The sequence below is a fragment of the Cysteiniphilum halobium genome (assembly GCF_003574425.1).
In the GTDB taxonomy this organism is placed as follows: domain Bacteria; phylum Pseudomonadota; class Gammaproteobacteria; order Francisellales; family Francisellaceae; genus Caedibacter; species Caedibacter halobius.
Genome location: NZ_QLIU01000027.1, coordinates 1 through 13010 on the forward strand (window position 1 = coordinate 1; position 13010 = coordinate 13010).

Sequence of the window (13010 nt, forward strand, 5' to 3'; positions counted from 1 at the left end):
AAAAGTTGAACATGGCGTAATAGATATAAAAAAATAATTACAAAACCTATGATAACGCCTAAAATAAACGAGACTTTTGAAAACAACCATATTTTTTCTAAAGCTTTAGTTGGTAGTAACTCATTAACTATTGATACTTCTTTATCATCATTCTGTAGCTTTTCTTTTGACTCTTTACCATCTGCCATTTATGCATATTCCTTAAATATCACTCTCTTAGGAAATTAACCTCTATTCTGCCTGCACATCTTCCTCAACAAGCTGCATCATAATCTCCTGATAACAACCCATCAAAACAGCTTGCTGATCTTTTGGAATATCATGCGCAGCTAAGCAGCGCTCAAATACTTCTATTTCATCGAGGTCCTCTAGTGTTTCACTACTTTGAGATTGGCTTATTGCTTTATCAATTATGCGTTTGTTTTTGATGCGTCTGATCTCAAGTTCACTGCCTTGAATGTGAGCATTAATTTGCTCTGTCAGATCACTGATGATTTCTTTACCTATATATTCAATCTCAAGCCAACTATTACTTTTATCAGTGATTAACTGTGACAAGGATGCCAAGATACCTTCCAGATTACCTTTAATGCTAACTAACGGTTGAAAGCATGGAACAGCAATAGGTGTAATGACGCTATTGCCATCTTCAAAGTCGATCATTAACACCTGCTTTTGCTGCTTAGCCTCACCAAAGCCCATAGCAATCGGGGAGCCGCTGTAGCGAATATGATCTTTTTTAGCAACCATTTGCGGCACATGCAAATGCCCCAAGGCAACATAATCAAGATAATCAGGAAATACACTCGCATCAACATGTGCTAACGAGCCAACATACAGCTCACGCACACCATCATCAACTTCAGTCTTGCCTCCGGCGGCAAACAAATGCCCCATACCAATCATTGGCAAGTGTTCAAGCTTATGTTTTTTGCAAAGCTCAACCTGTTTTTCTTTAGCACACTCGCAAACTGCATGATAATGCTGCTTAATGCCTGAGATTAATTTCTTATTCTTATCATCCAACGTTTCACTGGCTTCTACCTTTCTGATATCACGATCACGCAAGTAAGGTACTGCACAAATGATTGCTTGTGGAATACTGCTGTCATTTTTAAGGACGATGACTTCATCTTGTGGGTTTTCATTAGCCGCCCCTACAACGTAGATGTTAAGCGCTTTTAACACACTTTTGGACGCCTCGAGCAAACTTGGTGAATCGTGATTACCACCAATCACCACCACATGCTGACAATCCGTATTTTTAGCGACATCACTTAAAAATTGAAAATACAGCTCTTGGGCATAATTGCTTGGTGTTGTGGTATCAAAGACATCACCAGCTATTAATAAGATATCAATCTTTTGCAATTTAATGGTTTCAATTAACCAATTTAGAAAGGCTTCAAATTCAGGATAACGCTTTTTGCCATAAAGCATGCGCCCTAAGTGCCAATCAGAGGTGTGGAGGATTTTCATGGTGTTATAGCTTCTTGACTTATATTAATAGGGTCATCTTGTTTATTATTAATACCTAACATCATATCAAAATGCTTTTTATGTCCTTCATTAATAAAGATTTGTTTAAAAACTTCAAAGTATCTCCCAATAGTATTTTCTAAACCAGAGATGTATAAGTCATCATAAATAGTATGCGAACCATCATTTATCCATGAAAGCAATGATCGACAGATTTGTTGATCCTGATAGTTTTCAAATCGAGAAATTAAATTTTTATCTTCAAAACCTCCTAAAACCTTAAAATAATACTCTATAATTCTGCGCATCGTGTTTTGAAGAGTTATGCTAGAGAGTTTATCTCGATCTTTTAGCTCATCCCATAACAATTGATAGGAAGTTTGAATAGGGTTTATTTGTTTATATGCCTTAAGCGTGGTTTTTTTATCCTGCTTTTTCAAAACCCAAAAGTTTGTATGTTTACAAGTCTGTTGCCCACTCCCATTATATGAAACCTCTTTATGAAAGTAGATATTATGCGTCAATAAAATTAACTGCTTAATTGGGTATTTATTTTCTTGTTGCCTTAAGTCATGAATGAAATCTTTCAATAATGTGCTTACTACAAAAAGAACATCACTGTCCAAACTAGAAATCGGGTCATCAATAACTAAAATGCGCTTCTCAGAAACGTCAGTCTTTTCAACAGAGCCTTTGGCTAGCTGTAAAAAATATAAAAAAGTAATAAATGTCATTTCCCCTTCACTGAGTGTCTCGGTTGCAAGCTCACCATTTTCTCTCTGGATCTGATAGTGATTTTTTTGCTCTTTTGCTGAAACCAATTGAAAGTTCTCAAAACCCATATTTCTTAATAGCCTATTAATTTCATCAACGGTTGGCTGTACACTGGTAATATTTTTTTCTAAATTTTTGATCTCAGCTTTTAACTCAGAAGATGCTTTCCTTTTATTATTTAATTGTTCCTCTATTGACTCAATTGCTTTGTTCAAGCCGCTTTTCCTGCCTATATAACTTCTAATTAGGGACTGGTTAACACTTATAATATACATCCACACATCTAAAATTAAACTTTCTTTTTCACGTTCATAATTTTGTACAATATCATTATGCTGTTTAATTTTTTCATTTGTCTGAATAATCAATTGATTCATGTTATATATTATTAAAGAAGGAGTCTCTAAAGATATTGATCTGCTTGGTTCAGTTCTTTTGTTTACCATAGCAGATCCTATATTTCTCAACTCCGCTTCTAACCCCAACTGATAAGAAGAAAAAATATCTTTATCAAAATAGTCACTATACTCCGTCTCCTGTTGTGCAATTGGATTGAGCTTTGAGAGCAAATTATTACAATATTGCTCAAAACGGTCATATAACTGCATTATTGTATCGATATTCTGCTTATATTCAGTATCAAAATAGTTTTCTAATTTCTTTTTAAATTGATCATCTACCGTATCTTGTTGACAAAATGGACAAGTATTTGAACTTTCTAACAAATATTCACGTCCTTTATCTACCCAATCATTCATATTAAGTTGTTGGATTAATTTAGCAATATCAACGTCACTTTTACCAATTACACTCTTTTGCCATATCCCATTTTCAATAATAGCAATACCATTATCAAAGTTAATCGTTATCAGTTCATTTATATGCTGCGGTGATACATCATTAAAAACAGTCTTTGCTCTTGCCTGTAGTTCATCTAATTTAATCTCTCTTAGCTCTCTTACTGAAGTTTAGAGTTTTAAACATTAAATCTTTGATAACTTTATCTAATTGTCAGATTATATAACTTAGCTTTTAAGCGGCTTTATCTACTTTTCTATGCCTGCCACGATTTATCTGCGAAATTGGAATAGTGAATTTTCTTGCTTTTGCACACCATGCATCTCTAATCCCAAACTGCGAAAAAATACGACAAAGCCAAATGCGTACCAATCCAGCGGTCATTGGTTGATTCTGCCTCCAAGGAATAGCATTAAGGTCAAGCTTCCACTCAGCAAGCTTCAAAATAAGTAATTTGGGTAGCGCATAGGCTGCAAAGATCAAATGCGTCCAGCGATGTAATACCTGTCTGGTTTGTTGCCAAGCATTTTTCCAACCCCATCTGTTCTTCACATCATCAAAGACAGGCTCAATATAGTAGCGTCTGGCATAGCCTAAAATAACATCAACACCACTAACTTCAGCATGACTACACAACAGTAGGCGTGGTTGTGACCAAATACCATCGGCTAATTCAAATTCACACCAAACAGCTCGAACGATTCGACCATTTAAAAATCTAGCAACTGCCGCTATTTCGCAATATCTCAATCGCTGTTTGCGACCATATAATCTCGCCGTAATATACTGCTTTCTCATACTTTGTATGTCATCATTCTCAATTTTAGTACCATACTTACGTGGACGCCCACGTCGCTTAGTTGCTGTCACTGGCACAAAATATAATGCGGTATCAATTCGCGCTTGACCGATGACGATCAGATCATGTTGAAGCGCATAGAGTATGACTTTTGCTTTCATATACCAACAATCCAATAGCAGCACATCTTGTTTACAGAAAAACGAGGACACGGCTCTAATCAATGTGCATGCAATGTCCAGCTTATTTGTATTGCCAGAGACTTTGCTTAAGCGTGCTAAAACAGGTATGCCAATAAGTCGTGATAATCCACCAAGCACACAACCTAATACAACCCAACACTGCCCTGGAACATAATAAGGGCGATTCCCTTTATGACTGTGATCGTAATGCGTTTGACTTGAAGGGGCTTTTGTTGATAAACGCAAAACCAAGGTATCGTCAATTACCCAAAAACGCCAACGTGCTGGAAATTGCCGCAAAATAAAGCCAATCAGTTGTCTTGATAGATTTAACCATGACCACTGACCTTTCTCTATCCATTTATAATAGCTTCCCCAGTGTTTAACACATCCTGAGGCAAGATATGCCTCACTAACAAAGCCTTGTGAGCTCAGCATACAGCCTACAAGCAATTCAATAAAAGTCGGAATTGATCTAATCGGTAGTGCTTTTGTTAAAAAATTAATGAACTCGCTTACAAATCTTGCTGGTTTATCGTTATAATCTTCCATGTGATTGGCTTGTTGTTTTGTTTGCACTTATAGCCTGCCAATCACCATGCCATAAGTCGATTAAAAATAGCCAGACACAATAAAAAATTAATCTGAAACTCTAAACTTCAGATTATCACTACATAAATCTTGAAAAATTCCTAGATTTTTATCATCAATGATTTGTAAGTCATCTTCTAATTCTTCAAGTTTATTTTTACTGATCAACCCCATAGCTAAAGAGTCTTCAAGATCATAAATACCATAGGCGATGTCATCTGCTAATTCCATAATGCTACAGTCAAACGATTTATAAGAAGTTTTCCATTTTTCACCAGACTTCTTTATGCTATTGAATTGTTTTTTATCTTTATAAGCTAATGGCTCGAGAATCCAATCAAATATCTTACTTTCAGTATCATGAATACATTTAAAGGCTCTTTGCTTCACTAATAAATTTTGCTGCATCCATTCTTGCTGCTCTTTTTTGCATTTAACTTTATCTTTGTCTTTAGACCATTCTTCTCTCTCTGATAAAACTGCATTTAAAAATTGAGCGTGTTTTGCTGGGTATTTCATAACACCTAGTAAAGCTCTTCGAGTTAAGTTAAATCCATTATTTTCATAATACTCTCCAAGTTTTGTAAGCACTCTAAATGTTTGACCATTACCTTCAAAACCTCCTTTTAAAAGCATTTTATCTTGCAAAACTTGCTCACCGGCATGTCCAAAGGCAGGATGACCAATATCGTGAGCCAAACAAATTGATTCAATTAGTTCAATAGATAAATTTGGCGTATCTTTAAATCGTATCTTATCGTTATTTTCTAAATCACGAATAATACGCATACCAACATCCGCCACCTCGATTGAATGAGTCAATCTAGTTCTAAAAAAATCATGCTCATTTATATTAAATACTTGAGCTTTTGCCTGCAATGCTCTAAAAAATTTTGAGTGCACAATTCGACTTTTATCAATGCCATAATTAGTAATATCAGCATTACCCTGAGTATACTCTCGACCTATGTTCCTACTCCACCAAACACTACTTGTCATAACGAACTCCCTTTACAATTGATTTCCAATAAGGATTTTATCACATATAACGATTATTTATAGCTATGATATGCCTAACACTGAAACATAAGAATAGCAAACAACAAGAACTGATAAATGTTGGCGATTTTAAACGAGAAACCCTATCACAAAACAGATGAATCTACCGTTTGGTAGAGAGGCTTGAAAGCTCTTTAGAAAACTTATCTACTTAAATCTCCAACAACATCCTTGCAGGATCTTCAATGAGCTCTTTAATTGTTTTTAAGAATTTAACAGATACACTGCCGTCGATGATTCTATGATCATAGGATAGTGCCAAATACATAATCGGACGAATAACAATTTCACCATTAACAACCACTGGACGCTCAACGATATTGTGCATACCCAGAATCGCACTTTGTGGCGCATTAATAATTGGCGTTGATAGCATCGAGCCATAGGTACCACCATTGGTAATCGTAAACGTTCCACCTTGCATTTCTTCTAATGACAATTTGCCATCGCGTGCTTTAATCGCTTTTTCGATGATTTCATTCTCAATTTTGGCAAAAGACTTTTGATCTGCATTGCGAATAACAGGAACCACCAAGCCACGATCTGAACCAACCGCAACACCAATATCAAAGAAACCATGATACACGACATCAGTGCCATCAATTGATGCATTAACCTCAGGAAAACGTTTTAACGCTTCTGTTGCTGCCTTTAAGAAGAATGACATAAAGCCAAGTTTCGCATCATGTGTCTTTTGGAAAAGATCTTTATATTGCTTTCTTAAGTCCATAACAGGTTTCATATCAACCTCGTTAAACGTTGTCAAAATAGCATTAGTATGTTGTACTTCAACTAAACGCTTAGCAATCGTTTGACGCAAACGTGTCATGCGTACACGCTTCTCAGGACGGTCTCCTTCAAAATGCATCACATCAGCTACCTGAGCCACGGGTTCTTGTTTTGCAACTTGTGCTGGCGAGTTAACGACATCTTGCTTAGTAATGCGACCATTTTTACCCGTACCTTGAACATTATTCACATCAACATCATTGGCTTTAACAGCACGACGCACAGCAGGGGATAAATGATCTTGTGCTTCAGTTTGTTTTGAGTTTGTGTCCTCTGCAGCAACTGATGCCGAGTTACTCACAGCACCCACACTCATCTTAGCAACTGCTTCTGCACTTAGCACGGTGTCACCTTCATTTTTAAGCTTCTCAGACAAAACACCACTTTGCGCTGCAGGGACTTCCATCATCACTTTATCGGTTTCGATTTCAACCAGTGTTTCACCTTCTTCAATTTGGTCACCTATGTTTTTATGCCATGTCGCAACTGTACCTTCAGCAATCGATTCAGGGAAAGTTGGCGCATTAACCGTAACCGCTTTAGCATCCTCTGAAACCGCTGTAGCAGTTACTGCTTTTTCTGCTTTTTCCGTTTTTTCTGTTTCTTCTGCTGTACTTTTTTTCTGTGATTTTTCTGGTACTTCAGCAGCACCATCAACAATTGAGCCAATGATTTCTTGGGAAAGTACCGTGTCACCCTCGTGTTTGGTAATCTCACCCATGGTACCGGCTGTCATTGCTGGGACTTCCATCACAACTTTATCCGTTTCGATTTCTGCTAACACATCGCCTTCTTCGATGTGATCCCCTGGCTTTTTATGCCATGTTGCAATTGTACCTTCTGCTATTGATTCTGGAAAAACAGGAACTTTTACCTCTATCATGGTTCACCCTTAAATTTTTTATTTATGTTACTTTTTACTTTCCATTTAGTTTTCAAACTATCTTACTTAATGGCATTACACACTTCATGATTTTTCAAAAGCTACCTCACCTACTTCGCATCTACCTCTTCGCTAATGAAGGAGAATGTAGGCAATAGATTCTTTAAATTCCCCTCACTTGCAAGGAGAGGTAGTTAAGCAAAAGTACGTAACTCCAATTATTTATCTAATTTTAATGCTTTGGCAACCAGCTCGCTCTGCTGCGCATGAAACAAAGATGGATAGCCTACCGCAGGCGCTGACGCTGCTTTTCTACCAACATAAGATAAATGCTGATCTTTATGCAATACTTTACGCAATTCATGCTGAATCATCCACCAAGCGCCTTGATTTTCTGGCTCTTCTTGTGTCCAAACAATATCACTAACCGCCTCATACGGTGCAAGTACTTTTTCTAAATCGACCTGCGGGAATGGGTAAAGTTGCTCAATACGCACAATAGCAATATCTTTAATCGATTTCTCACTACGCTCTGCCAATAAATCATAATAAACTTTACCTGAGCATAAAATTACGCGTGCCACTGATTTTGGCTCTATCTTTTCCACTTCAGCAATCACATTATAGAATTTTCCATTCGCCATTTCATCCAGCGTTGAATGCACCATCGGATGACGCAATAAACTCTTAGGTGACATTACAATCAATGGCTTGCGATATGGACGCAACATCTGACGACGTAGCATATGAAACAGTTGCGCAGGTGTCGTGGGTACACAGACCTGCATATTATCATATGCACACAACTGTAGAAAACGCTCTAGCCTTGCGGATGAATGCTCAGCCCCTTGACCTTCTTGACCATGCGGTAATAGCATCACAAGACCTGACAAAATACCCCACTTTTCTTCTGCTGCAGCAATAAACTGATCAATCACCACCTGTGCTGTATTAGCAAAATCACCAAATTGTGCTTCCCATAAAGTTAATGTTTGAGGTGCTGAGCAGCTATAACCATAATCAAAACCAAGTACAGCATATTCTGATAAAATGGAATCAATAATATGGCATTGTACATCCTTATTAATGTGTTGTAACGGCGTATAATCTGGCAATGTCGTTTTACTGTAATCATAGTTATGCAATACTGCATGACGATGTGAAAACGTTCCACGCCCAGAATCTTCGCCTGACAACCGCACATTATAACCTTCAGCTAACAATGTGGCATAAGCCAAGTTTTCAGCAAAACCCCAGTTTCCTGGAATATCACCAGCTGCCATTTTAATGCGATCATCAATGGCTTTTTTAACCTGCGGTTGCAATGTCAAATCCTCTGGCAAAGTATTTAAGGCTTTGGCAAGTGTTATTAATTTCTTTTTATCAACGCGTGTATCAACTGCTTGGTCCCATTTTTGATTGATATAAGGATGCCAATCAACAACACATTTACTATGGCGTTCATGCTTGCCAGTGATAATATCAGCAACTACTTCACCTTTTTGTAAACGATCACGATACGCCTTAGCCATTTGATCGGCTTGCGCCTTTGAAACAACACCCTCATTTGCAAGCTTATCAGCATAAATAGCGCGCGTTGTTGGTAATTTTTTGATAATGCTGTACATCAATGGTTGTGTACCTGATGGCTCATCTGCTTCGTTATGCCCATGACGACGATAGCATACCAAATCAATTACAATATCTTTGCCAAACATCATACGGTAATCCATCGCAAGTCCAGCAACTCTTAACACAGCTTCAGGATCATCACCATTGACATGTAATATTGGTGCTTCTACGATTTTGGCAATATCAGTGCAATACAAACTACTGCGGTTATCTTGTTTTTTATCGGTAGTGAAGCCGACTTGGTTATTAATCACAATATGAATTGTACCACCTGTACCATAATATCGGGTTTGTGATAAAGCAAAGGTTTCCATCACTACACCCTGACCACAAAATGCAGAATCACCATGAATTAAGATAGGTACAACCTTAGCATGGGGTTTTTCTTCATCAGTAAAGCAATCTTGTTTTGCCCTAACAGCACCCTCAACAACAGGATCAACTGTTTCCAAGTGTGACGGGTTAAAAGCAAGTGCCAAACGCAGCTCTTCTTTAGGTGTTTTATGCCAAGAAGCAAAGCCCATGTGATATTTCACATCCCCTGATAGAAATTTTTTATCCTGTGATCCTTCAAACTCTTTAAATAAATTCTCTGGTGATTTACCCATGATATTAACAAGTACGTTCAGACGTCCACGATGCGCCATGCCAAGACCAATCTCTTCAACAGAAACTTCACCTGCTTTATTAATCATCTCATTTAATGCAGGAATCATCGACTCGCCCCCCTCTAATGAAAAACGCTTTTGCCCGACGTATTTCATGCCAAGGTATTTCTCTAAACCTTCCGCAGCCGTTAGCCGATCTAACAGCCAAGTTTTACGTTCAGCAGACAAATTAGGAATCTGTTTTTCAATACGCTGTCTAAGCCACATCTTCTCAGCCATATTGTTTAAATGCATAAATTCATAACCAATACTGCCAGTATAAACATGCTGCAATTTAGCAATGATGTCTTTAAGTGGTAATGCCTGATAATCAGAAAACACACCAACATTAAATTTTTCATTTAAATTGTCCGCATTAAGCCCATGAAAATCAAGCTCAAGCTCAGGCGTGCCCTCCGGCTCCTTAATACCTAAAGGATCTAAGTGTGAAACCTTGTGACCAATACTGCGATACATGTAAACAAGATCCATCACTGCCGAGAGCTTATTACCACCATCCGGATAATTACCCGAGTCAACGACCATACCTTCAGGTGTCGCCACAGCAAAGCGAAATGGATTTTTACTCAAAGCAACAAAATCTTCACGGACTTGCGCATGTGAGACTTCATGTTTATTGTCACGAATCGCGTCAAAATACTGGCGCCAACTACTATCTACTGAATTTGGGTCTTGTAAATAATCCTCATAAATAGCATCCAAGTATGCGCTACTACTACCAGATAGTTGCGAAGACTGCCACCATGAAGACATTGATTCTTGGGTTCCACTCATAGTTTCTACTCTTTATACTTTTAAATTTTCTCTAGCTCAAACAAAAAAGCACTGGATTACAGCACTTGATTGATTCGTTATACGTTGTTTTTCAACATCATTGATCTGAGTTTACCAATCGCCTTAGTTGGGTTAAGCCCTTTTGGACAGACGCTAACGCAATTCATAATCGTACGGCATCTAAAGACGCTAAATGGATCTTGCAATGCATCTAAACGTTCTTGTGTTGCGCCATCACGTGAGTCAATCACAAAACGATAGGCTTGTAGTAATCCTGATGGCCCAATGAATTTATCCGGATTCCACCAGAATGATGGGCATGAAGTTGTACAACACGCACATAATATACATTCATACAAACCATCAAGCTTGGCACGATCTTCTGGTGACTGTAGACGTTCTTTAACCGGTGTGTCACCTTCAGCTGGAATCAAATATGGCTTCACTTTCTCGTAGTTTTTATAAAATTGATTCATATCAACAACCAAGTCACGAATGACTGGCAACCCAGGTAAAGGTTGTAGCTTGACCGGTTGTGATAACTCGCCAATTGAGGTAATGCATGCCAAACGGTTTTTACCATTGATATTCATACCATCCGAACCACAGACACCTTCACGACATGAGCGACGAACAGCAAGTGTTGGATCTTGTTGCTTAATGGATTCAATCGCTGTTAAAACTTTTGTCCCCTCATTCTCAACTGTCACGGTATAGTCTTTATAGTAAGGCTTACTATCGACTTCAGGATTATAACGATAAACTTTAAATTTAACTTCCACTGTTATCTCCTTAGTAGCTTCTTACTTTTGGTTGGAATGGTTCTAATTTTAATGGTTTCATATTCACTTCACGCGTCGATGGGCGATCCCCCTCTAAGAAATAAAGCGTATGCTTCAACCAATTTACATCATCACGCTCTGGATAGTCTTCACGTGAATGCGCACCACGCGACTCTTTTCGCGTCAATGCCAAGACAGCAGTTGCCATCGCAGTTTCCATAAGGTTATCCAACTCAAGCGCTTCGATTCTTGCGGTGTTGAAGACATGTGAGTGATCAGCTAACGATGCTTTTTGCACACGCTCACGTAATGACTTTAAACGCTCTAAACCATCTTGCATTTGTTGTTCTGTTCTAAACACTGAGAAGTCAACCTGCATCGCCTTTTGCAATTCAGCACGCAACTCTGCAACCCCTTCACCGCCTTTGTTATTTTCCCAGCGGTTATAACGGATCATCGCTTGATCTAATGCTTCATCTGTTACGTCATGTTGTTGCATACCTGCACGCAATGCCTCTTCAGCATGCATGCCAGCAGCACGGCCAAATACCACTAAATCAAGTAAAGAATTTGAACCTAAGCGATTCGCACCGTGCACAGAAACGCTGGCACACTCGCCAACGGCATATAAACCATCGATGACGACATCTTCGCCACTGGCATTTTGTGTCAATGCTTGGCCATATTTATTAGTCGGAATTCCCCCCATCATATAATGACAAGTTGGTACCACAGGAATCGGGGCTTTTAAAGGATCGACACCAGCAAATGTCATCGCTAATTCACGAATGCCTGGTAGGCGCTCTTTAATGACACTTTCATCCAAGTGTGTCAAGTCTAAATGCACGCAATCAACGCCAGCAAATTTGAGTCCTCTGCCTTCGTTAATCTCTTGTTGAGATGCTCGTGACACCACATCACGTGACGCCAAATCTTTTGCATTTGGTGCATAGCGCTCCATAAAACGCTCACCATTTTTATTACGCAAAACACCACCTTCACCACGGCAACCTTCGGTGACTAAAACACCAGCACCTGCAATACCCGTTGGATGGAATTGCCAAAACTCCATATCTTGTAATGGAATACCGGCTCTTAATGCCATGCCAACACCATCACCGGTATTGATATGCGCATTGGTGCTTGATTCATAAATGCGTCCTGCACCACCTGTGGCTAAAATTGTGACTTTTGACTGAAAGAAAACAATTTCACCACTTTCCATATTCATTGCCAAAACACCGGCAATAGCGTGTTCTGAAGACTTTACTAAATCAAGGGCATACCACTCGTTAAAGAATTTCGTTTCATGCTTTAAATTACCTTGATAAAGGGTATGCAGTAACGCATGCCCCGTTCTATCAGAAGCAGCACACGTTCTTTTAGCAATATTACCCACATCATAATTACGTGACATCCCACCAAAAGCGCGCTGGTAAATCTTGCCATTTTCTAAACGTGAAAACGGCATACCCATATGCTCAAGCTCAATAATTGCTTGTGGTGCATTTTCACACATAAACTCAATTGCTTCCTGATCACCGATGTAGTCAGAACCTTTTACCGTATCATAGGTATGCCATTTCCAATCATCTGATGGCAAACCATCATCATATTCAACATTACCTAATGCCGCGGCAATTCCACCTTGCGCTGATACAGTGTGCGAGCGCGTTGGAAATACTTTTGAAATCGCGGCGGTTTTAAACCCAGACTGCGCCAATTGAAATGCCGCTTGCATGCCAGCACCACCGGCACCAACAACGATTGCATCAAATTGTTGTACTGCAATTTTCATTA

General features: G+C 38.7%; 9 protein-coding genes. All 9 read right to left on the reverse strand.

The window, feature by feature from the left end:
* The coding region (locus tag DNK85_RS06055; RefSeq protein WP_162896557.1) for a hypothetical protein at positions 1–188 on the reverse strand (188 nt) is incomplete at its 3' end.
* A gap of 43 nt (positions 189–231) precedes the next feature.
* The gene (locus tag DNK85_RS06060) at positions 232–1479 is read right to left on the reverse strand and encodes an exonuclease SbcCD subunit D C-terminal domain-containing protein (RefSeq protein WP_119328684.1); all 1248 of its coding nucleotides are present in this window, start codon (positions 1477–1479) and stop codon (positions 232–234) included.
* Positions 1476–3197 (reverse strand): AAA family ATPase, encoded by a 1722-nt coding sequence (locus DNK85_RS06065; RefSeq protein WP_119328685.1) that lies wholly within the window; start codon positions 3195–3197, stop codon positions 1476–1478. Before DNK85_RS06065 ends, DNK85_RS06060 begins: the two co-directional genes overlap by 4 nt.
* A gap of 88 nt (positions 3198–3285) precedes the next feature.
* Positions 3286–4584, reverse strand: a complete 1299-nt coding sequence (locus DNK85_RS06070; protein WP_456236543.1) for an IS701 family transposase — start codon at positions 4582–4584, stop codon at positions 3286–3288.
* 87 nt (positions 4585–4671) lie between these two features.
* Entirely contained in the window at positions 4672–5622 is a 951-nt protein-coding gene (dgt, locus tag DNK85_RS06075) for a dGTP triphosphohydrolase (protein ID WP_119328687.1), read from the reverse strand.
* A 211-nt stretch (positions 5623–5833) separates the two neighbouring features.
* Positions 5834–7354: a 2-oxoglutarate dehydrogenase complex dihydrolipoyllysine-residue succinyltransferase gene (gene odhB, locus DNK85_RS06080; RefSeq protein WP_119328688.1), complete on the reverse strand. Its 1521-nt coding sequence runs from the start codon at positions 7352–7354 to the stop codon at positions 5834–5836.
* A gap of 218 nt (positions 7355–7572) precedes the next feature.
* Positions 7573–10428: a 2-oxoglutarate dehydrogenase E1 component gene (locus tag DNK85_RS06085; protein ID WP_119328689.1), complete on the reverse strand. Its 2856-nt coding sequence runs from the start codon at positions 10426–10428 to the stop codon at positions 7573–7575.
* A gap of 77 nt (positions 10429–10505) precedes the next feature.
* Positions 10506–11210: a succinate dehydrogenase iron-sulfur subunit gene (locus DNK85_RS06090; protein WP_119328690.1), complete on the reverse strand. Its 705-nt coding sequence runs from the start codon at positions 11208–11210 to the stop codon at positions 10506–10508.
* A gap of 10 nt (positions 11211–11220) precedes the next feature.
* Positions 11221–13008, reverse strand: a complete 1788-nt coding sequence (gene sdhA / locus DNK85_RS06095) for a succinate dehydrogenase flavoprotein subunit (RefSeq protein WP_119328691.1) — start codon at positions 13006–13008, stop codon at positions 11221–11223.
* Positions 13009–13010 lie beyond the last annotated feature (2 nt).